This window comes from Novosphingobium sp. Fuku2-ISO-50, from assembly GCF_001519055.1.
Lineage (GTDB): Bacteria > Pseudomonadota > Alphaproteobacteria > Sphingomonadales > Sphingomonadaceae > Novosphingobium.
Genome location: NZ_KQ954292.1, coordinates 1 through 25085, shown reverse-complemented (window position 1 = coordinate 25085; position 25085 = coordinate 1). Strand labels below are relative to the sequence as shown.

The following is a 25085-nucleotide window of genomic DNA, read 5'->3' as shown; positions in this document are numbered from 1 at the left end:
ATCCGATCAGTGCCGGTCGATGTAATCGGCCAGCGATTCATTGAAAAGCGACAGGCCTTCTTCGAGATAGTCGCTGACCAGCGGGATGCCGACGATCATGTCGGGGATCTGCGCGCGTCCGACATCGTTCGCCGCCTCGCGCGCTTCGCGCCATTGCGCCAGAGTGAAATCCCCGCGCCCGACCAGAATCAGTGCGACGAGATCGGCCTGTTCATCGTCGTTGAGATCGCTGATCGCCGAGACGAGTTCATGGCGCGTATCATCGTGGGCGCCGAATTCGAGCGTATCGACACCGTTGTCGTCGCTGGGGTTGGAGCCGCTGTCGGGGTCGCTTTGGGGAACCTTCACATCATAGAGGCGCGCCTTGAGCAGGATTTCAAAGGCGCTGTCGGGCGTGATCGTCAGTGTGGGCACGGCCGGGTCCTTTATGGGAGTGCGTCGTATCGGTGACGATGAGCATGCTGCACGGCATCGTATCGGCCAGCCGGGTCGCGACCGAACCTTCGAACCAGCGCGCCAGCATACCCTTGTGGTTATGGCCTGTCACGACCAGATCGGCCTTGATCTCGTGCGCATAGGCAACGATTTCGGCTGCCGGGTCGCCATCGCGGATGCACGTGGTGGCGATGAGGCCTTGGCGGGCAAGACGCTGCGCCGCTTTGTCCAGCGCCTGGTGCAGGCATTGCCGCTCGCTTTCCAGCAGATCGATCGAAACCGTCGCCGGATCAAGCAGCAGCCCGCCCGTGGTCACGACAATTGCGAGAATGTGCAGCCGCGCCTCGCACAAGCGCGCGAGCGCGGCGGCTTCATGCAAGGCGGCATCGCCGACTGCGGTGCCGTCATAGGCAATGATGATGGTCTGATACATGGGCATGTGTGCCGACCCGGTCTGGAAGCCGCGACGGTCGCGCTTCAGGGGGCTTGTTTATCGCCATGGGCAGGCTCGGGGCAGCTTCGGAAATTACCCATTGGTCCGGTGCGGCCGGTCGGATCATCCCCCGGTCAGTACCAGCTTTTCATCCAGACCCAGCCTGTCCAGGTATCGTCGGCGGGCAACGACTGCGCGGAAATGATCGGGTAAAAATAGATGAACATCGCGCCGGACAACGCGGTGAACCACGTCAGCACGCGCACGCCGCGTCGCCCATGGCTTTCCAGAAAGCTGGCAATGACCAGGCACAGCGCAATGGCCGAAGAATTGTAGTAATAGAAGAACCCGATCTGTTTCGGGATCAGGATCCACACCGCCAGCGAAAACACATAGACGCCCAGCGCCGCCTGAAGCTGCACGGATCGTCGGCGCAGCCAGCCGCTTGCCGCAACGGCGGCGATGATCAGCCCGCCCCAATAGATGACCGGGTTTCCGATCAGCAGCACCGCCTCATAGCGGCCATTCACTTTTTCAAAGAGATACCACATCGGGCGCAGCATCAGCGGCCATTGCCACCAGTCGCTCTGATAGGGGTGGGCCTGCATGTGGCCGCTTTGCGCATGCAGCATCTCGAACTGGAATCCCAAAAGATGGCCGGGCGTCATCGCATCGTGGGTATAGAAAAAGGCGGGCCAGAATGTCGCCAGATAGGTCAGCACGCTGACCAGGCCGAGCTTGGCCACATCGGGCAGGACATGGTCGATGATGGCGCCCGCCTCATGCGCGTGCGCCCGGGATTTCGACCATCCGGAGGCCGCGAAGAAAAGCGCCGCATAAGGAATGGCCAGCCATTTCGAACCGACCGCCAGCCCCAGCAGGACCGCGCCGGCATAGTCCCAGCGCCGCCCCCCTGCCGATGCGCGCGCGCCCTGCATCAGACAGCCCGCAGCAAGCAGCACGCATGCGGTCATCGGCATTTCGAGCATGGCAATGCGCGCCTGAATGAAAAACGTCTGATCGAAGACCACCAAAAGCGCGGTGAGCACGGCTGGACGCACCTTTTGGAACATCATCAGCGCGATCCAGAACACGGCCGCAATGCTGATCGAGCCCAGAAACGCGCTCGGCAGGCGCCACCCCAGGCTGTTGTCGCCGAACAGCAGGATGCCCGCTGCAATCATCGTCTTGGCAAACAGGGGGTGTTCGATATTGACCGGTCCGCCGTGCGTGATCAACGCCCGCGCGGCGGGGACATAATGGGTCTCGTCGAAATAGACCGCCGCCGGCTGACCGATGCGCCAGGCAAACAGCGCAAAGCTGCCCAGGCCGAGGAGCAAGGCGGCCAACAGGGCGTGAAAACGGCGTTGCGGGGCGGGGCGCTCAGTCATGGGAATACAGGCCTGTCACCGCGCCGGATGCTCGGCATAGCCTTTGTTTGGCCAGACGAAATTCGTGTGGGTCAACGAAATGCTGAAATCGAGCGCGGTCACCTGATGCCACCAGCCGATCGGGAGGAACAGCGCTTCGCCCGGCTCGATCACCACTTCGAGCAGGCGGACGTCCTTCAGTCGGGGATGGGCTGAAAGATCGAGATCGGGATCGGTCAGATCGCTGATTTCGCTGAACACGTGAAGGTGGTTGTACAGCTTGGGCGTCTCGGCCGGCGAGGCCAGGATTACCCGCTTGCGCCCTGCGATCTGCACCAGCAGATTGTTGGTCAGGTCGTGATGCAGGGGGGTGAATGTGCCTTCTGGGCCGATCCAGATCAGCCCCGGATTTTCTCCGGCCCGATGGTCGAGAATGCCCTCGAGCGCGCCGAGGTCAGGCGCCAGCGGCGCCAGCGCAAGGGCATTGCGTGCGGCATTATAGGCAGTCAGATAGGTGTCGTTGCCCGCAGACGATGTGATCAGATCGATGAATGCGTCAAAGGGCATGTCCCGCCCGTGGGCATCCTTGTCGAGCTCAAAGCGGGCATTGCCCTGCCTTGCGCCCTGATACGAAATCACGGCGCTGCCGATGCGCTCGCGCAAGTACCGCGGGGTCCATGTGTGCAAGGCCGGCCAGTCGGCGATGGCATCGCACAGGATGACCGGGCGGCCCGGCGCATAGAAATTGTCGAGAAATTCGTCGCCGGTTATGCCCGAAACGCGAAAGATGTCGCTGGCCGCGCTCGACAGCGCGCGCTGGCGCTCCATCGTTTCAAACAGCCATTCGTATTTCGCGATTTTCCAGTCGGCTTCGGAGCGTTCCGGCGGCGCGACCGGTACTGGCTCGGCCGGTCTTGCCGGTTCAACGGGGATCGCATCGGCAAATTCGTGCAGACGCAGTTTGGACTGGTGCTCGGCAAACGGACAGCCCCCCTCGGGCGGCAATCCGCGATAATACAGCTTCTGCCATTTGTCGGACGGCTTTTCCGGCGCAGTTTCGCGCACATGCTGCTGAAAGGCATCGCGCGAGCGCGACCATGCTTCAAACGATGCCTTGAGATCCGGGTCTTCGTTGATCGACAGGACGCGGGGCGTGATCGTCTCGATGACCTTGCGTTCGATCGGAAAGATATGCGCGATGACCTCGTTTTCCTCAAAGCGCACGACATGGCCGGGGCGCGTGAGTTTCCAGTTCATCGTGAAAGTATAGGGCGACCAGTCGGTTTCGATGATCCCGCTGAGCGGCGCGATGCCGTCCTTGGGGCTGTTGGGCGGGCCGCTGACCAGCATGTTCCAGCCCGGCGGGGTGCGGAACAGCCCCTGAATGTGAATGGTGAATGTGCCGAGGCCGAACAGCGCGACGGGGACTTCATGATCGCGCGCGCCGGGGTCCGGGCGCACCACGACATCTTCGGGCGCGATGCCGCCATTCCATTCAGCTTCAAAACCGCAGGGGGAAAGGATGTCCCAGCCATAGGAATTGGCAATGCCGAGCGGCAGGCAGCGATAGGGAAATGCTTCGGGCGCGGCATCCATCCATCCCCGCTTGGACGAGGCGGGGACGATGCGCGGCTCCCATCCCGGAAAAACGAAGCATTTCAAGTCCATGAAATTGTTCCAATCGTTCGCCGCAGCTTGTCAGGATGCCAAGAACAATTGCCTCCGGCATTGCGCTAAATCAACGCGTTTCCTTGGCTGCAATATGTAAGGTAGTCGACCTGTGTCAAATACGGGTGGCGCGGTACGGTGCCATGTTGCCATTGGCCGGAAGCTTTCGTATTTATGGCTGAAAGTCGTTTTGGTTTACTGAGATTCTTGGGGGAGGTTGTAATGTCACGGAAATTTGTACTTGCAAGCAGGGTTGTCACTCTGGCCGCAGTTTCATCGATGGCACTCGCGCCCGCCCTTGCGGCATCTCAGCAGGTTTCAGGCGATTCCCCGCAAGGCCAGACTTCCGATGCGGGCGCCAAGAAGCACAAGCGTCGCAGTGGCCTGTGGATACAGCTTCTGGGCTTGGCTGCAGTCGGCGGCGGGGCGGCTGCGATCGCCAGCAGTTCGGATTCGACGGCCGCGCCGACACCGACGCCCACGCCCACGCCCACGCCGACACCCACGCCGACGCCGACGCCGACGCCCACGCCCACGCCGACACCGACACCGACGCCCACGCCGACGCCCACGCCCACGCCCACGCCGACGCCGACGCCGACGCCGACGCCCACGCCGACGCCGACGCCGACGCCGACGCCGACGCCCACGCCGACGCCGACGCCCACGCCCACGCCCACGCCGACGCCCACGCCCACGCCGACGCCCACGCCGACGCCCACACCGACACCGACACCCACGCCCACTACGTTGACGAGCACGTTCAAGACGGTGAGCGCGACGCTTTCGGGTACGCAGTCGGCGCCCGCTGCAACGCCCAACACAAGCCTGTTCGGGGTAGCGGGGAGCAATTCGCAAACCACCGATTCAAGCTTGGCCGGCTTTACGGGAACCGTGAGTTTCACAACCCCGGGCGGCACGGTAACCGCGCAATACGGCGGATCGGGCAACTTCGCGCACGACGTCACCAAGCTGGGGCAAACCGGGGTGACGAAGGGTGACTTGACAATCACGAGCAGCACCGATTCTGCTGTGACGACAGCGGGAGGCGGCAGTTTCGAAGATTACGCCGGCGCGGTCGGGCTGGCTTACACCAGCTTTGGCGTGTGGAGCATTGCCCCATGCGACAACAATTCCAGCTGCCTGCCGAAATATGCGGGGGCTTTCGCCGGAGGGCAGCCCGGGCAGACGCCAACATCGTCGATGCCGACAACCGGCAGTGCAACCTACACGGGCGGCGCGGTTGGTTATGTGGTGCAGCCGAATGCTACCCACACCGCCGGTGAATTCTATGGCTCTTCGAGCCTTACCGCCAATTTCGGCACTGGCGGGATCACGGGATCGATTACCGGGATTACCGCTTACAGCACGAACAACAGCGGAAGTGGTGCTACGCAACTGGGAACGGTCAACAATATCGGGCTTACTGCCACGATCAGCGGCTCGAACTTCTCGGGCACTACGAACGTGACCGGCGGTGCCGGAACCGCGTTCAACATCGCAGGGGCCACTGGCAGCGTGGCCGGATCGTTTTATGGCCCCACTGCGCAGGAGGTTGCCGGCGTGTTCAGCCTGAGTGGCGGCACCAACAGCGTCGCTGTTTTGGGCTCGCTGGGCGCCAAGCAGGCGACTCCGTCCGACCGGCGGCTGAAGCAGGACATTGTTGCGGCCGGCACTTTGCCCAATGGGCTGAAGCTCTATAGCTGGCGCTACCTTGGCGGTGCGCACCGCTTCGTGGGCGTCATGGCGCAGGATCTTCTTGAGGATCGCCGTTTCAGCGATGCGGTAGAGGTCGATGCCGATGGGCTGATGCGGGTGAATTATGCCCGTATCGGCTATCTGCCGGCCGACATCGAGGCGATGCGGGGCGAAGGCGAAGCGGCGGTTGCCGCCTATCGCGGCACGCTGCACTGATCGTGCGGGGGTGGGAAGCGGCGGTTCGCTTCTCACCCCCGACGAATCGCCCTGACACTTCATGGCCTGAGAGATTTGGTGATCGGACTGACCGCGTGCATTCTGGCGCAAGCTGCTGTGGCTACGGCGCCTGCTGCCACGCCATCAACCGTCGCGCCGGTTGCGCAGCCAGAGCATCACGCAGACGACAGGCTGTTGCAGGCCGAGATTCTCATCACGAAGAATGCGTTTGACGAGGCCCGCAAAATCCTCACCGAGCTGGCCCAAAAGCCTTATGGCGAACGCGCCCGGGACAATCAGGTCCAGTTCCTGCTCGGGATGCTCGATATTCATGACCAGGATTACGACAGTGCGATCAGCCGGTTTCGCCGCATTCTCGTGTCCGAACCCGGCGCGGTGCGCGTGCGGCTGGAAATGGGCCGCGCCTATTATCTGAGCGGTCGTTACAGCGAAGCCGAGCGCCAGTTCATGTATGCCCGCGCCGGCAAGATTCCCAAGGCGGTGCGCGCCAATATCGATCGCTATCTCGGCGCCGTTCGCCAGCGCAAGACCTTTTCCTATGGCTTTGCCATCGCCCTTGCGCCGGATACAAATCTGAATGCCGGGCCCGCCACCAACGCGGTGACGCTCTATGGCCTTCCGTTTCAGCTTTCGCCCGGCGCCAAGGCGAACAGCGGGGTCGGGGTCATGCTCGATACCAATATGGAATGGGCCCCGCAGGTGGGCAAACGCGCAAAATGGCGCATCGGCGCGCAATTGCACCGTTCGCAATACCGCCAGACCGATTTCGATGACATGACGACAAGCATTTACACCGGCCCGCGCCTGACCTTGAAGCGATGGGATCTCAACTTGCTCGGCAATTTTGCCCGCCGCTGGTACGGCGACAGGGGCTATACCAAGGCCTATGGCCCGAGCGCCGATGCCACCTATTATGTCAGCCCCCGGTTCGGGGTCGGGGTCGGCGGCGCGGTCAACCGGGTCGATTACGATCAGAACCTGTCGCAGAACGGCCTCGGAAAAACGGTGAGCCTGAGCACATTTTATACCCCGACAACGTCAAGCTATGTCCGTGGCGCGATCACGGCGGGCTGGCAGGGGGCCAGGGATCCAGCTTATGCCTTCGATTCATGGCAGTTCGGATTGGCCTATATCCGCGAATTCCCCGGCGGGATAACTGCCAGCATCGCGCCGGCCTTTACAAAACTGGATTATGATTCGCCCCTGACAGCGTTTGAAACGGCGACGTTTTCAGGGATCAGGCGCGACAAGCAGTATGCGGTGCAACTGTCACTGTTGGAGCGACGCTTTGACTTTCATGGGCTGACGCCGCGCATTGCCTATACATTCATCAAGAATGACAGCAATATCAGCCTCTATACGTTCAAAAGAAGCCGCTTCGAACTGGGGCTTACCGCTTCATTCTGATCGGATTGCCAACGCGGCCTCGCAAATGCGGCCCAGCCTCGCAAGCCCGGATCGCGCCGCGATACCCGAGCGGCCCGCAAATTGTATATCGAGAAGAGCGGCCGTCACCATAAAGCCCCATGCTTGCGGGGTTTTATGGTGGGCGCGGCAGGGATTGAACCTGCGACCCCACCCGTGTGAAGGGGATTGGCGATTTCGCGTAAGTGATTTGAAATTACGCGATAAAATCAAGCCTCCAAAATTGCCGTGTACGAGCTTTGTACGAGAGCTTCTGATGTACGCTCTGCCTGCGTACGCAAAAGCCTTTGGTGGGTATTGTTTAGCACAAATCGCGCCTCGCGTCTTGTCCAAACATGACCCCGGCAAGGGGGCCTCGCCTGACAAACGAAAAACCGCTGGAAGGGCGGCAACCCTTCGCAGCGGTTGTTGGAATAGCTGTGCGGCTATAGCGGAATCTTATCGCTCTCAAGACTGCGTGACAAGCATCATTGGTGAGGAGGGGCGCCATGAGCACCACCCTTGCCCATAGGGGGCTACCAGCGGGCGTGGGGCGCTTCGATCTGCTGCGTCTGTTCGAGCAGGTGGCACGACCGGGCTTTGGCCTGTCCTCCACCGCCGTGGCGCTGGTGCGGCACTACGTCCTCAAGACCATGGACGGGGATTACCTGTCAGGCCGCATCTGCGCGGTCTGGACGCAGGCCCGCCGCTTTGCCGAGCAGCTAGGACTGACCCCGCGCTCGATCAATTCAGCTGAGCGCGAGTTGGAGCAGGCTGGCTTCATCATCCGCAACGCCGGGATAAACGGTGAGCGCGCTGGTGATCGGCAAGACGGGATCGTGGTCTGGGCAGCAGGCATCAATCTGGCCCCACTGGTCGAGCGCTTTGTCGAGATGCAGGCCAAGGCGGAGGCATTGGAATTGCAGGCCCGAGCCATCCAGCAATGCCGCGCTGAAATCCGTCAGTTGGGCCAGCGCATTCGTGAGGCGGGTGACGAGGGTCTGCGCGAGCGGGCCGAGACCATCCTGCCCGATGGTCGCACGGCACGGATCACCAGCATCGACCGCCTGATTGCCATCCGCGAGGCATTGTCCGCCATGCTTGCTGCTATCGAATGTCCAACTGAACCAGAGCCCCGTGCGCTAAAAACTTCCGACGCGCCGGAAGAAAACTGCGCACGCAATATACAAGACAAAAACTCATCACGAAGGCGTACCGCGCGGCCCAGCGATCCGCTTGAGCGCATCCGGCCCGCGACCGCGCTGGTCGTGGCCACCGAGAGCTATCGCGGCATCGTCGAGTCGCTGGGCGGGCCGACCTGGCCCAACCTTGTCGAGGCGTCGTGGCGCAGTTGCGGGCGGCTTGGGATTACCCAGAACACCTGGGGCCGGGCTTGCCAGCAGTTCGGGCGGGAACGGGCAGCGCTCAGCGTGTTACTGATCGACCGGAATGCCGAATTGCCGGTTGGCCATCGCTACCGGGTGGCATCACCGGCACGCTGTCTGGCGGGCATGGTGCGGCGGGCAGGCTCGGCAGGAGTGAACCTTGCGGGGCTTTTCCGGGCAACGGAGCGCAATGTCCAACATGTGCCGCCAGAGGCCACTTTACTTGTGGAGGCAGTCGAGCCCCAGGCTGGGCCTTTGGCCAATCTCGCCGCGAGGCTGGTGGTCAGCATGGAGCGCCGCGTCGCATCGGATAGTTGAACCTGTTCAGCATCTCACGCGTCCAAAGGTCCGCACTCTCACAAGCCCACACGTCCACATGTGAACGGGTAAGGAAATCACCATGACTATAATCGCCATCGTCAGTCAGAAGGGCGGCTCCGGCAAAACCACCCTGTCGGTCAACCTTGCCGCCGCCGCCGAAGCCACGGGCGCCGTCGCGCTCATCATCGACACCGACCCTCAGGCCACAGCGAGCCAATGGGGCGCATGGCGCGCGGACAAGGCGCCGGAGGTGATCGACAGCGCTCCGCCGCGTATTCAGGCAAAGGTCGATGCCGCTAAGGGCCAAGGCGCAACCTTCATCGTCATCGATACGCCGCCCCACGCCGATAGTGCTGCCAGCAGGGCGGTCGAGGCTGCTGATCTGGTGCTGATCCCCTGCCGCCCAAGCGCCTTTGATCTCGCAGCAATCAAGACTACGGTCAGTCTGGTAAACCTGTTCGACAAACCCGCCTTAGTGGTCTTCACCGCTGGCCCGCCTCACGCGCCGCGTATGTACGAGGAGGCCATCGAATTGGTCCAAAGCTTCGGGATCGATGCTTGCCCGAACATCCTGCCCGACCGTGCCATCTATCGCCATGCCAGTGCAGCGGGTGCCTCGGTGATCGAGTTCGAGCCTGCGGGCAAGGCTGCCGCCGAGATTGCCGCGCTTCACGAGTGGACCATCTCACAAGTGAACATGTCCACAAGTCCACAAGAGGGGGCGTGAGCAGATGAGCCGCTTTGCCAATCTTGCCGACAAGCCCAAGGCCAGCCCCAAACCGCAACACAAGCCTGCCGCGCCCGACAATGAAGGGGCGGTCGCAACAACAGTGTCTATTAGCGCGCCGCCCCGATCGAACAGTCGGGCCGGTCGCAAGGCCATCGCAGGCTACTTCTCGCTGGAAATGTCGCTGGCGATGCATGTTTGCGCCCGCAAACACGGCCTTAGCCTTCAGGAACTGATGGCCGAGGCATTTGATGATGTCCTCCGTAAATATGGACAAAGTCCGGTGGGGGAATGATCATGATTGGGACAAAGCTGTAATGCCTGTCCTGCTCGTCGAATGTCCGCTTCTTTTAAGATTGGGCATTCGCGTGTTCGGTTACCTTAGACCCTGAAGCGATCAACGCGGGCGGATGCGGACTGACAGCTTCTCGCGGCAAGACGAGTTGAGCCGCCGACGGATAAAGAAGCTCCCGAATGATACCAGCCCTGTGCAACACCAGAGGTACATTGAATTGCGCCAGGGCGGCAGGGTGTCGCGGTACAGGCTGACCGCAAAAAATGCGCACCGTGTGACGGATCACGATCTCACATTGTGACGCGCAAGGTTCCGATCAGGTCAATTTCCGAGATTTTTCCTTTTTGAATCAAATGCAAAATCGGATTGTCGAAAAAAGAGGACACATCCATATACGTAAGTTATTAATAGCGCTGTGTGACAGGCTGCCAACAGGTGATTTCGATGGACCCCATAATCGAATTTCTCGAAATCAACGGCCCTGCGCTTTCGAGCGACATTGCCCGTTATCTGGTTTGCGAGAAGGGGATGAGCCCGGTGGCAGCCCGGAAGCGCATCTCGCGTGGCGGGCAGGACGTGAAGCGGCTCCAAGGACTTGTCTTTCCTCACAAGGCGAGCTTGATCTACCTCAACCACCAGTTTGCCTCCTATGAATACTGGAACAACCTTGCCGACGCGCTGATCGTCACCAATTCCGCCTACGGCTTCGCGATCGCCGCATTGCGGCAGCGGGGGGGCATAATCTCTGAAAGACAGTTCTCGATCGTGTGCGGCTCACCGGTACGCCAGCAGCGACAACTGTCGCCCGAGACTATTCTGGTCCGGCTCAGGAACGCCAATCTCGTGCGTATCGAACCGGTGCCGGGGATCGGCGACTGCGTTGCGCTGATACAGCGCGACGGCGAGTACCGACCCGAACCTGAACTGATGCGTGCCCGGCTCATCACAGAGGGGATCATGCTCGCAGCAGTCAAGGACTGGCTGCGCAATCTAGGTATCGCGAGCTACGAGAAAGTCGCCCTGCGTACCGACAAGGAGCTTCCTCGAGTCGGAACATTCACGTGGGATCTCAGCGCTCCGTGCTATCTCGGACATATGATGCGCACCAAGGCGGACGGCACGCTCACGCCCGGGTTCGTTGCTTGCGACATCTATCACGGCGAAGAGATGACCGAAACGGGTGTCGCGCCGTTTATTCGCAAATGCACAATGCTGCGGGCGCTTCGCAAGGTGGGGCCGTGCATGCAGATCCTGCTCGCCGAGCGTTTCACGCCCGGCGCGTTTAGGTTGCTTAAAAGCTACGGCGTCATACCTGCGACCCCCAAGTCGCTGTTTGGCGAGGAGATCGCCGAGGCGCTTTCCGAGCTGACCAGCGTGTTACACCGTGCCGCGCATTCCGCCATCGATCCCGCCCGCTTCGAGATCCTGTTTAGCAAGCTCAGCAAAATTGACGGCGCTACAAACCAGTTGCGCGGAACTCTGTTCGAATTCATTTCCGGCGAAATTGCACGCCTGACGATCGCTTCCGATATACGTCTCAATCAGAACTTCCAGGCTCCGTCGAAGGAGGGGCAGCCGGATGCCAAGGCCGAGGCAGATGTCGTCGCCGTCAACCGGAACAAGCTGGTTACGCTGATCGAATGCAAGGGATACAGCCCTTGGGCAACGGTCCCGGAGGCAGAGTTCGACCGCTGGCTCGAGCATAACGTGCCGACTTGTTACGCCGCGCTGCGCCGCCATCCCGATTTCGCGAAGCTGGCCCTGCATTTCGAGTTTTGGGCTACAGCCGCGCTCAGCGATGAATCCCTTGCCAAGTTCGAGCGAGCCAAAGCGGCAATCAGGCCGACCCGTTACACCATTGATCTGAAGCTAGGACCCGAGGTGCGAAAGGCTATCAAGGGAACCCGGGACAAGGGCTTGCTCACCGCCTTCGACAAGCATTTCGTGCGGGACGAAATGACGCCCGCCCCAAATAGTGACCCGGACTTGTCACTTCTCGAACAGGACTAAAAGGCGGGGTGTGGGTCCGTTTCCTACCACGAGCCTTGCCGATCAGTTGGGTGCAACGACGCTGCGGACCTCGCTGCACAGGCCGCAGCTGTCCTATCGGCGACCGAAGCCTTTGATATTAATCAGTTGTTGGTCGCTGATAAATTTCGAAGCCGTCAGGAAGTGGTGCGCCGTTCCAATCAGTTGCGATCGCGACACTGTGGCGACCTCGTGTCAATGCCACATAGAACCGCGCCCTACTTTGCGACGCAAGCTTGCTGCTTTGGTTCTTTAGCCACGCCTTCATCGGCTGAGTTGGCAATATTATGACGTGATCGAAGCCGCGGCCCTTCGCCTCGCCGAAGTTCATCACCGGTGCATTCGGATCGACACCAACGCTAGTTGACTTGTCGCGCAGCTGCATCGGCTTCACACTGGCAATGTAATGAGCGTAGTCCGAAGGTTTGACGAGAAAGAGACCGCTGTTTGCCGGAGCGCCGGACCGGCACCTCTCGCATTCGCAGGCGGTGCTCGCCGGGAGTTCCGGGTAGAGTCGCGACGATGCCGTGCAGATTAGCGCACTGTTGCGATGCGAGCGGCCCAGCGTCGCTTCGTCGATAGCGAACGGGACGTTGCGAAGTTCGCTCTGCACGAACCTCACAATGCCGCCGTCAGAGTACTTCTTGTACTTTTTCTCGTGATGCGTGAGGTAGGTTACTTGCCGGGGATCGCCCACAATCAGCAGCCGGGCGGGGCTTCGCGCGAGAGCAGCCAAGATGTCGAGGTCATATCCCGCAAGATCCTGGACCTCGTCAACGAACACGTGCGGGAAGATGCGCGCTATGCGGTCGATGACAGAGCCACCGCTGTTATCGTTGCAGCGGATCATTAGCTTCGGGAGCTTGTCGGAGAAGACTCGGCCGACCCGGTCGAAAAAGTGCTTTCGAAACTCGGTCTCGGCATATGGGATGGGGTGTCCGTTCACCACGGTCTTGATACCGGACTGGGTCACCGCGAACACCATCCCCGCTACATCGAAGTTGAAGGTGCATCCTTGGAACGGCTTCACGCCGTGGGTGATCAGAAAGCTAAACCAAGTCATGATCGTCACGTGGGCGGGCACGCGCCCAACCATCTCGAAGAACTTCTGACGGATCTCCGCTTCATTGGATTCGGTATAGGTCGTGATCAGCACGCGTGCGTCGGTGACCTTCATCGCTTGCTCGATGAGGTACGTCGTCTTGCCGGATCCAGCTGCGGCAATGATGATCCTGTTGTCGCCGATCACGGCGCGAACGCCTTCAAGATGTAATCCGGGTAGGTAATCTTGTCGTCGGCGTTGAAGATGGCGAGCGCGGTCTCGGTCTTGTTCGACCGCATGTGAAGCCGGAGCTTATCCTCGGTGTCGAGGTCGACATCGAGGATCTTCTTCAGTTTCGCGAAGCTGTTCGACTTAAGCAGTTTCGGCTCGAGGGTATTGTAGTTGTACGGTTTCTTGCCCGCCATGAGATCGCCGCCGTCCTCAACATCGTCGAAACAGATCCGGATCGCCTTTGATCCCTTGTAGGCAGAGTACTTTTTTTCGACAGCCGCAACGTCGCCGTCGTTGTCAGTGACCACGGCGGTTGGAATCTCCAGCGCCTCGGCAATCTCGAGGAATCGAAGGAACGCCGTGCCGACAGAGATGACGTCAATGCCATCCTGGATCGGGAGCCGGCCGTCGTTCGCGTCCATGTAGGCTCGCTGCACGACGAGTTCGTCGGAATCGCCTTCGACCAGAATTGCCTTCTCCGCGAGTACAAGTCGGAGTGTGTCGTAGCCGGCGAGTTTCCTGAAAAAGTCGCCAGCCTTGATGTCGGCCATCCTAGCTAACGCGCCGGCGCGGATCACGATGAGATGGTCAAGACCGAGCTTGTTCGCAACGAAACTGCTGTGGGTCGAGATGATGATCTGCTTCGTGCCGTGCTCCTCTGTCAGGTCCTTGATTAGGGCGCTAAGCCGTGTGTGCGACAGGTGGTTCTCCGGTTCCTCCAGGAGGATCGCCGTCGCCTCAGCGTTCTTCTTGGTGCTAAGCGCCAGCTTCGTCTTAATAATGCACTGCTCACCCTTGCCGATATAGTGAAAGGGTATGAGGTCGATGTAGGTCATCAGGCTGCTCTCCCAGGCGTTCTGGGAGGAGAGGTCGACCGAGATGCTAACTGACTTTTTGCTGATCTTGGCAGCATCGGTGATCCGCTCGTTAATCAGCTTCAAGTTCTCGTCGGACACGAATGCCTCCCGCAGCTTCCGATGCGCCTGCGAAATGGACGCGCGTTCCTTCTCCTCGAGCGCGTCGCGGATAATGCGGGAGACGTATAGGTCCGATCCGTTTTGAAGCCGCGCGCTGGACGAGTCTATTAGGGCTGACTTTATCGGGATGTTCCTCGCGGTGATTCCAGCGCGGGCGAACGAGCGCATCGTCGTCGTGTAGTATTCGACCGGTATTGAAGTCAGGCTGCCGGTGTCTAGCAGTTTTGCATAAGGATCCTTGTAATTGTCTTCATCGAAAGCGATGCGGAACACGACGCCGGAGCACTTAGCTTTCTCAGAGTTTCCGTCCCCCTCTAGCGCGGCGAGTTCGGGGGAATCCCCCGAGAAGAACAACTCGATGGTGATTGTAGGAGGCGCCAGTGGGGCGGCGGTGCCAAGGCTTTTGACGTATTTGTCCTGCGCTGCGAGGTTAAATAGGTAGCTCGTCACGTCATTCTTCAACGGTCGTCCATGCAGAAGCCCTGTGAGGGCGAGATGGATCGCCTCGAGGATCGTAGTCTTGCCCGATTCGTTCGCGCCAACGATCACGTTCAGGCCTTCATTCAGCTTCAGGGTAAAGGTGTCCTCGTAGCACTTGAAGTTGGTAATCTTTACCTTCTCGATCCTCATCTGCCCCCCTCCGTGCTTAGCTCGCACGACGCCGCTATGACGTAACTCCGCTTGTGCCGACAATCCTAGATCGTGCTGCTGAATTCAATCATATCTGTCGTCGATCCGTGGATCGCCTGCCCGAATAGTGGTCTAAAAATCCATGATGAGTTCCTTTCTGTTTAAGGAACTCCCATGGTCGAACGGCAACATATTCCCGCCCAAAGCCTTTCAAAAACTACGCTACGTTACCCCAAGTGACCCTCCCGCGTAGCGCTGTTCGTGCTCTGGTCGCGATCGGTCAAACGGGAGTTATGTCGATCAGCGCCCTCCGAGCCGCATCGCGGCGATCGATCAATTGGCGGAGTTCATCGGTCTCCTGCGATGACAGATTTCCGCTCTTGCCCTGTCGATAGATCTCCAAGTGGAACTGATACCAGGCACAGTAGGCGTCCGCGAACTCCGTCAGTGCTTCCCGGTGGCCCTTGGAATGGGAGATGATCGCTACCGCATCGACAGGCGCGTACTCAACGTCATCACTTATTATCCCGAGTGACCGCGACGTCCGCCACACCGCCCAAGCCACCACCATCCGCAATTCGTCTTCTGTAAAGAACATTAGGCACTCCCAACGTGTCAACTGCCACCCTGCCCGGATTAATGCGTACAGAATCGATCGTCCTGCAACAGACAAAGGCGCGAGCAGCGGAAAGCAATCGCTTAGTACCTTTTGTAGGCAGCGTAATCGAGGCGTAAGTGAAGCGTCGGTGGCGTTCACCACGAGCACCACGTGCACACGCTTGGGTCGAAGGCAACGGTTGGGGAAGCATAGCGATAGCCGCTTCGACCAGCCTGATCAGCAGTGACCGACAAAATTGGACGGTTGTTGGAGCGGGTATGAATGGCCTGCTCTGGTCGTTAGACGTCAAAGTGAGAGCGGGAGGAAAGGCTTTCGAGTTCCCTGAACCCGAAAGGATTTCCTATGCCTCACTGCCACCAGGAGCCCGCAGCGTATGTGGGCCAGCTTGCTGAAGCCGCCAGCAGTTTAGTGCCGCATATAGCTGGGGGTGAGAAGGTCACCCGCAGGATGCTCAATTCGGCCATGGAGGCCGCTACTGGCTTCACTTCGGCCGTGGGGGCATGGTCCCAACGCGACAGCTTTCAGATGCTGGAAATGGCCGTAATCCGATGGCTTCAAGAGCAATCGATCCGGCTCTCTGTCCAGCAGGCACTCGCATTTTTCAACGATCTCCAAGCCCGCCTACCGACCCAAACGGTCCGCAGTGAAGAGCAGGTCGAGCATCAGCACTTCTCGACACCACTTGGACTGGCCTGGTTGGCGGCCCATATTGCAAACATCCAATCCGACGACGTGGTGCTCGAACCCAGCGCTGGCACCGGAATGCTGGCGATCTGGGCCAGACATGCTGCCAGCCTCCATCTCAACGAGATCGATCCAGTCCGTCAGGAGATACTGCGTCACTTGTTCCCCACCGCGCAAGTGACCGACTTTGATGCTGCGCGCATTGGCGTCCATCTGACGCAGCGCCCCAGCGTCGTGCTGATGAACCCGCCATTTGCGCGCAATGCCGCTGGCCTCGAAGATCCCACCACGGCAGCGCGCCATCTGGCAGCAGCTTTGGGTGTTCTGAAACCCGATGGCCGACTCGTTGCCATCATGCCCGATAGCTTTCAGCCCCAAGGTCGCCGAGCGGAATTGTTCCAGCGCGCGCTGCAAGGTGCGAGTGTGTCATTCCATGCCCGACTTGAAGGGGCCTTTGCCAAACAAGGCACTTCGATCCCGATCCGCCTGCTGGTGATCGACAAGCGCGCCGGCGCGATCGGTACCACAGTCATCAACCGAACGAACCTTGCAGACCTGCTTCCGTTCCTGTCCAAGGTTCCGGCGCGACGCCGCGTCGTATCCGAATTGCCGCTTGTGACCGCGCCACCGGCTCAGCCTTCCAAATCCACCGGGCACTTGCTTGGTGGATTCCGTTCCGCCGCGCCAACATTCCAGCCAGCCAAGCGGAGCAACGACGCCAACGGCGCCATCCCTCTCGCCTACACCGTCCGCGACACAATCGCCGACGCCGAGCAGGCCATCGGCGTCTATGTCGCCTATCGTCCGCAACGCCTGGTCTTTGGCGATGCAGCGGATCACCCGACGCAACTGGTGGAATCCGCAGCCATGGCCTCGGTCGCGCTTCCAGCGCCCAGCTACGTCCCCCAGCTTCCCGCCAAGGTGATCCGCGACCGCGTGCTAAGCCGCGCCCAGCTTGAAACGCTGGTCCATGCGCTCGATGCGACCTCATCCGATCTTGCTGGCCGTTATCGCGTACCGGAACGCGGGCTCGAACTGGTGCCCGATGCTGAAGGTGCCTGCTACCGACGCGGGTTCTTCTTCGGTGATGGCACTGGCGCCGGTAAAGGTCGCCAGCTTGCCTCGATCCTGATGGATCAATGGCTGCGGGGCCACCGCCGCCATCTCTGGATCAGCGAGAGCAATGCCCTGATCGAGGACGCCCGCCGCGACTGGCAGGCGCTTGGCGGCATCGCGCTCGACATTCAACCTCTATCCAAGATCAAGCCCGAAGCGAAGATTCGACAGGCCGATGGCATCCTGTTTGCCTCCTATGCCACGCTGCGCAGCGGCACCGGCGAGAAGACTCGCCTCCAGCAATTGCTCGAGTGGCTGACGCCGGATTTCGACGGCGTGATCCTGTTTGATGAGGCCCACGCGATGGGCGGTGTTGCCGGTGGTGAAGGACGGTTCGGCGCCACCAAAGGTTCCCAGCAAGGCATCGTCGGTGTCGAATTGCAGAACCGCCTGCCGCGCGCCCGGGTGATCTATGCCTCAGCCACGGGTGCGTCCGACGTGAACAATCTGGCTTATGCCACGCGGCTTGGCCTCTGGGGCGAAGGCACGGCCTTTCCCGATCGCACCTCCTTCATCGCGCGCATTCGCGAAGGCGGCATTGCGGCGATGGAACTGGTCGCCCGCGAATTGAAGGCCATGGGCGTCTATACTGCACGCGCGCTGTCCTATGCTGGGGTCGAGTACGACATCCTCGAACATGCGCTGACCCCGCGCCAGATCGCCGATTTCGACGCCTATGCCGATGCCTGGGCGATCATCCATCGCAACCTTGAGGCGGCACTGGGCGCATCGGGGGTCACCGATCCGCTTGAGGGCAAGACCCTCAATGGCAAGGCGCTGTCAGCGGCGCGCTCGCGCTTTGAAAGCTCGAAGCAGCGGTTCTTCGGCCAGCTTCTGCTGTCGATGAAACTGCCCTCACTGCTTCCCGCTATCGAGGACGCACTGGCCACCGACCACAGCGTCGTCATCCAACTGGTCTCGACCGCCGAAGCCTTGCTCGACCGGCGCCTTGCCGATCTCTCTGCCGAGGATCGGGCCGAGATACAGTTCGACCTGTCGCCCCGCGAGATCGTCGCGGATTATCTCGACAATGCCTTCCCGACGCGCGCCATGGAAAGCTACTGGGATGAGGACGGCAATGAGCGCTCGCGCCCTATGGTTGATGAGGCGGGCAATCCGGTTCACTCACAGGAGGCGCTGCGGATCAAAGCCGAAACGCTGGAACTGCTGGGCGCGCTGCCGCCCATCGTGCCCGCGCTCGACGCGATCATCTCCCGGTTTGGCACTGATGCGGTGGCCGAGATCACTGGCCGGACGCGCCGTCTCGTGACGTTGCCCGATGGCAGTCAGCGGCTTGAATCGCGCACCGCTAACCAGTCGCTGGCCGACGCCAACGCCTTCATGGGCGGGGCCAAGCGCATCCTCGTCTTCTCAGATGCGGGTGGCACGGGCCGATCCTACCATGCCAGCCTCGATGCAAAGAACCAGCAGCGCCGGATGCACTTCCTGCTGGAACCGGGCTGGCGGGCGGACCGCGCCATTCAGGGCCTTGGCCGGACCAACCGCACCCATCAGGCATCGGCGCCGGTGTTCCGCCCCGTTACCACCGATTGCCGCGGCGAGCGACGGTTCATCTCGACCATTGCCCGTCGCCTCGATGCGCTTGGCGCGCTGACGCGCGGCCAACGGCAGACGGGTGGGCAGAACCTGTTCGATCCTGCCGACAACCTGGAGAGCGATTACGCCCGTGAGGCGCTGACCCGCTGGTATCATCTGATGCATCAAGGCAAGCTCACCAGCATCACCTTTGCCGATTTCTGCGAGCGCACCGGCCTCCAGCTCGAGCAGGAGGGCTGCTTGACCGACAACCTCCCGCCCATCCAGCGCTGGCTCAATCGTATTCTGGCCCTGCCTATCGCGCTTCAGAACGCCGTTTTCGATGAATTCCTTGGGCTGGTCGAGGCACGGATCGATGCAGCGCGCAAGGCGGGCACTTTCGACGCGGGCGTCGAGACGCTGGTGGCCGACAAGCTCACCATCATCGAGGAGCGGATCTTGCGCGAGGATGCCAATGGCGCCTCGACCCAGCTTCTCACGCTCGAAGCCCAATGGGCGCCCAAGTTCACGCCGCTCGCCGAGATCGCCAAGCGCATCGGCCCCAAGACCCGGCTGCTGCGCAATGGCCGGTCCTCGCGCGTGGCGCTGCTGATCCCTGAGCGAACCCGCCTGATGGATGATGGCACGCCGGTCGCCAGCTTCACGCTGCATCGCCCCGGCGGGCGGAGTTGGATCACCGCCGATGAACTGGCCGAAAGCCACTGGGACGATTGTGAGCGCGAGGCTTTCGAGCAGGCCTGGCAGGTCGAAGCCGATGATCTGGCCACCAAGCCTTACACCGAGCGCTTCTACCTCGCGACCGGTCGCCTGCTGCCGATCTGGAACCTTCTGGGTGACGAGGCGCAGGTCCGCCGCCTTGTCACACAGGATGGCCGGTCACTGCTCGGCCGCATCGTGCCCGCTGAGGCGGTCAACATGCTGCTCGACAAGCTGGGCATCGGCGATCGCATCGCGCTCTCGCCTGATCAACTGGTGGAGGCGGCGCTCGCAGGCAAAGTGGTGCCTATCGATGCCTTGTCTGGCACGAGCCTCAAGCGATCGCGTGTGAATGGCGAGCAGCGGCTTGAGGTCGTGGGCTTTGATCCCCGCGCGTTGCCATCGTGGAAGGCCAAGGGCTGCTTCACCGAGATCATCGCCTATCAGACCCGGCTGTTTATGCCGGTGAACAATGCTCGGGAGATCGTTCAAGCGTTGGCGGCCTAGCGATAACTCAGAAGCAAGCGATCAAGCCGCGGCGTTGCGAACACCGCGCTTGATGCGCTTGTCGATAGGCGAGGGCGCACCCGAAGAGCGCGGATCCGGCGTCATCGCCTTTGGTGTCACCATGCGGAACGACCGCAGAGTTGCGACCTCCTCGGGATGACGGGCCAGTATCTCGATGAGGCCCACTGCCGCGTCACTTGGCGGCGTGCGGCCGCTTTCATACTTCTGGAAAGCCCGCTTACCGCCACCAATGATGACGCCAGCCTCTTCCTGGGTCAGGCCGAGCTTCTTCCGCACAGTCTTGATGCGTGCAGCATAGGCCTCGCGCAGTTCCTTGAACGCCTCGTCAAAGGCCTGCAGATCCTCGCCGCTATGGATGGCGTCCCCATCGCCATCAGGATACCAGCCCGGCACGTCGACGACGCGCGAGAGCGAGCCGACGCACACCGTCTGCGGGCGCGTGTCGCGGCGCAGTTCCTGGCCCGTCTCTGGGTGAATTCGCGTCTCGCTCATCTCAAACCTCCTTGAAGGATGTCAGCACGACATCGATCAATGTCTCGCCGGCAAACTTCAGATACAACCAGAGGCCATCGCAAGGGATGTTGTAGGTGTCGTGCCACAGCCGATGGTTCGGCGGGTTGTGCGCGGTCTCGGACTTGATGAAATCACCCGGTTCCAGCGCCTGCACGACATCGACAATATCCTCGAGCGAATAGCCGATCTTCTGGGCATCGCGAGCCGCCTTGCTCGTGATCTCAAGCGTGTCCACATCAGCAAACTTGGCCTGGATCGCTTTGAGGTCATGGTGCGGGGTCCGCTTTACCGGCATGTCTACTACACCTTAAAGGTCATTTTTTCAAGAGGCGCTTTTGCAAGGCTGAACGGGGGAATCGGCGATGCAAACTGTTCGGATCGCTGCCTTAGCGCCCCACGAGCCGTGAGGAAACAAACGCCCAGAGAAAAGGGGAAAGCCATGGGGGCGAGGCCCCCTGGAGGCGAAAGCGTCTCCATGATCCGGGCCTCTCGACCCCAGCGCGGGAGACCCTATCATGCAGTCCACCACCCTGACGCACGCCAAGCTGCGTCTTTCCGAGAGCAATGTTCGCAAGGCCAATGGCGACGCGGGCCTTGAGGCCCTGGCCGCCAGCATCGCCGAACACGGCCTGCTGCAACCCCTGATCGTCAGCCCCTCTGTGGGCAAGAAGACCCTCTACGATGTCCACGCCGGTGGCCGCCGCTGGCGCGCGATCGGCCTGCTGATCGAACGCGGCGTGCTGCCCAAGGATTACGCGATTGACGTGCGACTCTGCGAAAGCGAAGACGCTGCCGCGCGCGAGATCAGCCTTGCCGAAAACCTGATCCGTGAAGCCATGACGCCAGCAGACGAGGCACGGGCCTATCGCGACATCGTCGATGGCGGCGCCGACGCTGAAGCCGTGGCGCGTCGATTCGGCGTCACGGTCCGCCACGTCCAGGGCCGCCTGCGCCTCGCTGATCTGGCCGGGCCGATCTTCGCTGCGCTCGCCGCTGGTGAAATCACGCTCGACGTTGCCATGGCCTATGGCTCGACTGATGATCGCGAGCGGCAGGCGGCAGCGTGGGAGCGCCTGTCGACGAGTTGGCAGGCCGACAATCCGCAGGCGATCCGCCGCGCGATTGCCGAGGAAAGCCTCTCGGCCGATCACCCCATCGCCCGCTTTCTGGGCGAGGCCGAATATGTCGCCTGCGGTGGCCGGATCGAGCGCGACCTCTTTGCCGCCGAGGGCGAAGGCCGCTGGCTCGATGGCGATCTTGCCATGGACCTCGCCGCCAAGAAGCTGGCGCATGAGGCCGAGGTCGCCGAACTCGGCTCCAAGCTTGCTTGGGTGAAGCCGACGTTGGCGACCCATGTCACCTACGACGAGACCAAGGATCTGCACGCCTATTGGCCGCGCCGGGCCGAGCCCAGCCCCGAAGCTCAGGCCCGAATGGAGGAAATCTCTGACCGGATGACCGAGATCGCAGAGATCCTCGACGCACCCGATGAAGGCGATAATGTCGAGGCGCTGGAGTCGGAATACAACGCGCTCGATACCGAGCATGACCAGCTCGGCGACACCGACCTGCTCATCCCCGAAGAGGACAAGCCCAACGTCGGCACCTTCCTCGTGCTCGGCAAGGATGGTCAGCCGCGCCTGCTGGAAACCTATTACACCTCGACCAAGCCCACGCGGCGGCCCTCCGCATCGGGCGAGCCCGTGGGCACTGCCGAGACCGAGGGCGAGGAACCTGCGCCTTCGGCCAGCCTCCCACGCTCGCTCGAAGAGCAGATGTCCAAGGATCGCCGCGACGTGCTGGCGCTCCACATCGCCCATGATCCAGCGCTGGCGCTCGATCTGGCGATCTTCAGCCTGGCGCTTGGGTCTGCAGGGCATTTCGGCCACTCCGACACGGGCTGCACCATCCGCATTACCGACCGCAACGAGCCTTCGGGCCTGACCGGCATTCCGGCCAGCGCGGCGGTGACCGAACTCGAGCAGCAGCGCGCCAACCTGCCCAATGACTGGGCCAGCGAGGAGGACAGCTTCGCCTCCTTCCTCGCCTTCCGGTTGCTGGACGATAGCGTGAAGGCGGGCTGGCTCGCCTATGCCGTCAGCCAGAGCCTCAAGGCGAGCCTTGTCAGCGGCACACACGCCTGCTCCTTCCAGAGCCGCTTGGGTGCCGAGATTGGCATCGACATGGCCCAGCACTGGCGCCCGGGTGCCGAAAACTTCTTCGACCGCATCAAGAAGGCGCAGATCCTCAGCATCCTCGGGCAATTCGATCCCGAAATCGCCCTGCGCTACGCGGCGGCGAAAAAGACCGAACTGGCGACCGCTGCCGCGCGCCTGTGTTCGGGTGACACGATCATCGAGCCGGAGATCAAGGCCAAGGCGCTCGCCTGGGTGCCCGATGTGATGCGCTTTGACGGTGTTGCTGGCGACCCGCTCGACGGCGGGATGACCCTCGACGACGGGCATGCGGATGCCGAAGACCTGCCGCTCGACGCGGCCAACCAGAACGATGCCGACGACCCGCTCAGCCAAGCGGCCTGACCCTCAACCTCGAACAGCCACCGAACCCATCCTCCTTCCGTACCAGAGCGGGAGGAGGATGGCGAACCTGCGAGCAAGGCTCGGATCAGGAGGAGACCATCCCATGAAGCCCCGTCACGACATCTACGCCACCGTCACCACCCAGCTTGTCGCCGCGATCGAATCCGGCGCGGGCGAATGGCGGATGCCCTGGCACCATTCCGGCGCGCCGGTCATGCGCCCGACCAGCGTGGCTGGCCGGCGCTATTCCGGCATCAACCGCCTCGTCCTCTGGGCGACCGCCGATGCCTGCGGCTACGCCTCGGGCATTTGGGCAACCTATCAGCAGTGGCGCGCCCATGGCGGGCAGGTGCGCAAGGGTGAGATTGGCACCCATGTCATTCTCTGGAAGAAAGTCGAGCGCGGCGATGCGCCCGTCGAAGCGAGCGGCGAAGGTGACAGCCGCGCCCGCTTTTTTGCGCGCAGCTTCGTCGTCTTCAACCGCGATCAGGTGGACGGCGCCGAAGATGCCGCCGAGAAGGAAGTTGCGCCCATCACCACCTCGGTCGCCGATGCGCTGGCCTTCCTCGAAGGGCTCGGCGTCCCGGTCGAGTATGGCCTGCATGACGCCTATTACCGCCCCGACATCGACAAGGTATTCATGCCCGAGCGCACGGCTTTCGACCATGACCTCGACCTCGTGTCCACACTCGCACATGAGGTTTGCCACGCGAGTGGACATGTGGACAGGTTAGCCCGTGAGACGCTGCGCGACTACCATAAGGAACGCAGCATTCGAGCGCGGGAGGAACTGGTCGCCGAACTTGGCGCCAGCTACCTGATGGCTGATCTAGGGCTCGCCTACACGCCTCGGCCAGACCACGCCGCCTATCTCGCCAGTTGGCTGGGTGCCTTACGCCACGATCCCAAGGCGATCTTTAATGCCGCCGCGCAGGCGCAGGCCGCCGCCGACTGGATCCACGCGGCGCACAAGGCGGCGGTGGCGCCTTTGCCGCTGGCTGCATGAGGCGCGCCGTGGCCATCGCCTCCTTCTGGCCTGACGGCGCACAGGCTGCCTGCCGCATCATGTCCGGCATTTCGCCCGCTGACTGGTATCCGGCCTATCTCGATCTGGTGGCAGCGATCCGCACGAACATGCAGCGGGATATGCGATCCTTCGATCCTATCCACCGCTGGCGGGGGACCGCGCATCGGGTGCTTCTGCGCAATCCCTATGCCGACATCGGCCTGACCTGCCTCGACGGCCAAGCCGCCGTCTGGATCGGTGAGCGGATCGACCGCGATTACCGCATACGCTGCGAATGGAGCGATGTTTCCGGCCCCGCCCGCCGTTGGCTCACTAGCATCGCGCCGACTTTCGAGGCCTCCGCTGCGCGCCTCGGCTTTGCCCCTATCCATCAGCCTGTCGATCAGCCTTGGCTCGAAGCCGCCTGATCGTGCTTTCTCTGGAGATCATTATGTTCCGATTGCCCACCTCTGGCGAATGGCGCGAAGGCAGCCTTTGCCGCACCACCGCCGACTGGCCGTTCCATTGGGTTGCAGAGATCACGGCCATGGATCCAGTGACCCGCAGCTACACCTGCATCGGCACGGTCCGGCAGGCTGGAACCCGCCGTTATGATGAGGCACTCGCCAATCTGCGCCTTATGGCTCGGGCACCTGCTATGCTCCGACTCCTGCAAGCTGTCGCGCAGGTGCTGGACATGAGCGATCCTGACCACGATGCTTGCGTCGATAGCGCTGCGGATTGTGTCGACGCGCTACTTCAGCAGCAGGAATCGTTGCGGGATTTGCTGGGTCAGTTTGGGATGGCACCATGCCCTCCGCCTGTTCCAGCTAATGATCAAAATGGTGGCGAAGCGTCAGAGTGCGGGGGCCATTCGGTGTGAACAATGTCCCTACTAGGATTAGGTCCTGTTGACAAAGTGGGTTCCCCAAAGCGCTGATCTCT

At 61.5% G+C, this 25085-nt stretch carries 21 protein-coding genes; 12 read left to right on the top strand and 9 right to left on the bottom strand.

All coding sequences use genetic code 11. From position 1 onward, the window contains the following. Positions 1 to 6 precede the first annotated feature (6 nt). The 4 genes from AQZ50_RS11510 to AQZ50_RS11495 all read right to left on the bottom strand — a co-directional run bounded on the left by AQZ50_RS11510 (position 7) and on the right by AQZ50_RS11495 (position 3906). Positions 7 to 414 (bottom strand): DUF3775 domain-containing protein, encoded by a 408-nt coding sequence (locus AQZ50_RS11510; protein ID WP_067746616.1) that lies wholly within the window; start codon positions 412 to 414, stop codon positions 7 to 9. Next, positions 377 to 868: a universal stress protein gene (locus tag AQZ50_RS11505; protein ID WP_067746615.1), complete on the bottom strand. Its 492-nt coding sequence runs from the start codon at positions 866 to 868 to the stop codon at positions 377 to 379. The genes AQZ50_RS11510 and AQZ50_RS11505 overlap by 38 nt, the downstream gene beginning before the upstream one ends. A 134-nt stretch (positions 869 to 1002) precedes the next feature. Further along, positions 1003 to 2259, bottom strand: a complete 1257-nt coding sequence (locus AQZ50_RS11500; protein ID WP_067746614.1) for a phospholipid carrier-dependent glycosyltransferase — start codon at positions 2257 to 2259, stop codon at positions 1003 to 1005. A 15-nt stretch (positions 2260 to 2274) separates the two neighbouring features. Continuing rightward, on the bottom strand, positions 2275 to 3906 hold the full coding sequence (locus tag AQZ50_RS11495) for a DUF6065 family protein (RefSeq protein WP_156427338.1): 1632 nt from the start codon (positions 3904 to 3906) through the stop codon (positions 2275 to 2277). 386 nt (positions 3907 to 4292) lie between these two features. Here AQZ50_RS11495 and AQZ50_RS20475 point away from each other — a divergent pair, with 386 nt between their 5' ends. From AQZ50_RS20475 to AQZ50_RS11460, 7 genes are all read left to right on the top strand, one after another. Then, positions 4293 to 4907, top strand: a complete 615-nt coding sequence (locus AQZ50_RS20475) for a hypothetical protein (RefSeq protein ID WP_156427337.1) — start codon at positions 4293 to 4295, stop codon at positions 4905 to 4907. A gap of 31 nt (positions 4908 to 4938) precedes the next feature. Next, positions 4939 to 5820, top strand: a complete 882-nt coding sequence (locus AQZ50_RS20470; RefSeq protein ID WP_156427336.1) for a transferrin-binding protein-like solute binding protein — start codon at positions 4939 to 4941, stop codon at positions 5818 to 5820. Between the two features lie 78 nt (positions 5821 to 5898). Then, complete coding sequence (locus AQZ50_RS11480; RefSeq protein WP_156427335.1) at positions 5899 to 7248, top strand: surface lipoprotein assembly modifier; 1350 nt, start codon at positions 5899 to 5901, stop codon at positions 7246 to 7248. Positions 7249 to 7754: 506 nt separating this feature from the next. Next, positions 7755 to 8948 (top strand): helix-turn-helix domain-containing protein, encoded by a 1194-nt coding sequence (locus tag AQZ50_RS11475; RefSeq protein ID WP_067746610.1) that lies wholly within the window; start codon positions 7755 to 7757, stop codon positions 8946 to 8948. Positions 8949 to 9030: 82 nt separating this feature from the next. Then, positions 9031 to 9678 (top strand): ParA family partition ATPase, encoded by a 648-nt coding sequence (gene parA / locus AQZ50_RS11470; RefSeq protein WP_067746609.1) that lies wholly within the window; start codon positions 9031 to 9033, stop codon positions 9676 to 9678. Between the two features lie 4 nt (positions 9679 to 9682). Continuing rightward, complete coding sequence (locus AQZ50_RS11465) at positions 9683 to 9973, top strand: ribbon-helix-helix domain-containing protein (RefSeq protein ID WP_067746608.1); 291 nt, start codon at positions 9683 to 9685, stop codon at positions 9971 to 9973. A gap of 444 nt (positions 9974 to 10417) precedes the next feature. Next, positions 10418 to 11983 (top strand): hypothetical protein, encoded by a 1566-nt coding sequence (locus tag AQZ50_RS11460; protein WP_067746607.1) that lies wholly within the window; start codon positions 10418 to 10420, stop codon positions 11981 to 11983. Between the two features lie 118 nt (positions 11984 to 12101). Here the strand turns inward: AQZ50_RS11460 and AQZ50_RS11455 are convergent, their stop codons facing one another. The 3 genes from AQZ50_RS11455 to AQZ50_RS11445 all read right to left on the bottom strand — a co-directional run bounded on the left by AQZ50_RS11455 (position 12102) and on the right by AQZ50_RS11445 (position 15479). Further along, entirely contained in the window at positions 12102 to 13250 is a 1149-nt protein-coding gene (locus AQZ50_RS11455; RefSeq protein ID WP_067746606.1) for a UvrD-helicase domain-containing protein, read from the bottom strand. Then, complete coding sequence (locus AQZ50_RS11450; RefSeq protein WP_067746738.1) at positions 13247 to 14881, bottom strand: ATP-dependent nuclease; 1635 nt, start codon at positions 14879 to 14881, stop codon at positions 13247 to 13249. The genes AQZ50_RS11455 and AQZ50_RS11450 overlap by 4 nt, the downstream gene beginning before the upstream one ends. Positions 14882 to 15161: 280 nt before the next feature. Continuing rightward, entirely contained in the window at positions 15162 to 15479 is a 318-nt protein-coding gene (locus AQZ50_RS11445; protein ID WP_156427334.1) for a hypothetical protein, read from the bottom strand. Positions 15480 to 15947: 468 nt separating this feature from the next. Between AQZ50_RS11445 and AQZ50_RS11440 the strand changes: the two genes are divergently transcribed. Next, a complete protein-coding gene (locus AQZ50_RS11440; RefSeq protein WP_231730243.1) occupies positions 15948 to 20060 on the top strand; it encodes a strawberry notch family protein in 4113 nt (1370 codons plus the stop codon). A 21-nt stretch (positions 20061 to 20081) separates the two neighbouring features. Here the strand turns inward: AQZ50_RS11440 and AQZ50_RS11435 are convergent, their stop codons facing one another. Both AQZ50_RS11435 and AQZ50_RS11430 read right to left on the bottom strand, forming a co-directional pair. Further along, positions 20082 to 20573: a type II toxin-antitoxin system MqsA family antitoxin gene (locus tag AQZ50_RS11435; RefSeq protein WP_067746603.1), complete on the bottom strand. Its 492-nt coding sequence runs from the start codon at positions 20571 to 20573 to the stop codon at positions 20082 to 20084. Position 20574: 1 nt separating this feature from the next. Continuing rightward, a complete protein-coding gene (locus AQZ50_RS11430; RefSeq protein WP_008067945.1) occupies positions 20575 to 20889 on the bottom strand; it encodes a type II toxin-antitoxin system MqsR family toxin in 315 nt (104 codons plus the stop codon). Positions 20890 to 21109: 220 nt separating this feature from the next. Between AQZ50_RS11430 and AQZ50_RS11425 the strand changes: the two genes are divergently transcribed. From AQZ50_RS11425 to AQZ50_RS11410, 4 genes are all read left to right on the top strand, one after another. Then, entirely contained in the window at positions 21110 to 23134 is a 2025-nt protein-coding gene (locus AQZ50_RS11425) for a ParB/RepB/Spo0J family partition protein (protein WP_067746602.1), read from the top strand. A 103-nt stretch (positions 23135 to 23237) separates the two neighbouring features. Further along, positions 23238 to 24140, top strand: coding sequence for an ArdC family protein (locus AQZ50_RS11420; RefSeq protein ID WP_067746601.1), 903 nt, complete (start codon positions 23238 to 23240; stop codon positions 24138 to 24140). 8 nt (positions 24141 to 24148) lie between these two features. Continuing rightward, positions 24149 to 24568, top strand: a complete 420-nt coding sequence (locus AQZ50_RS11415) for a hypothetical protein (protein WP_067746737.1) — start codon at positions 24149 to 24151, stop codon at positions 24566 to 24568. After that, positions 24550 to 25023, top strand: a complete 474-nt coding sequence (locus AQZ50_RS11410) for a hypothetical protein (RefSeq protein ID WP_231730242.1) — start codon at positions 24550 to 24552, stop codon at positions 25021 to 25023. The genes AQZ50_RS11415 and AQZ50_RS11410 overlap by 19 nt, the downstream gene beginning before the upstream one ends. Positions 25024 to 25085 lie beyond the last annotated feature (62 nt).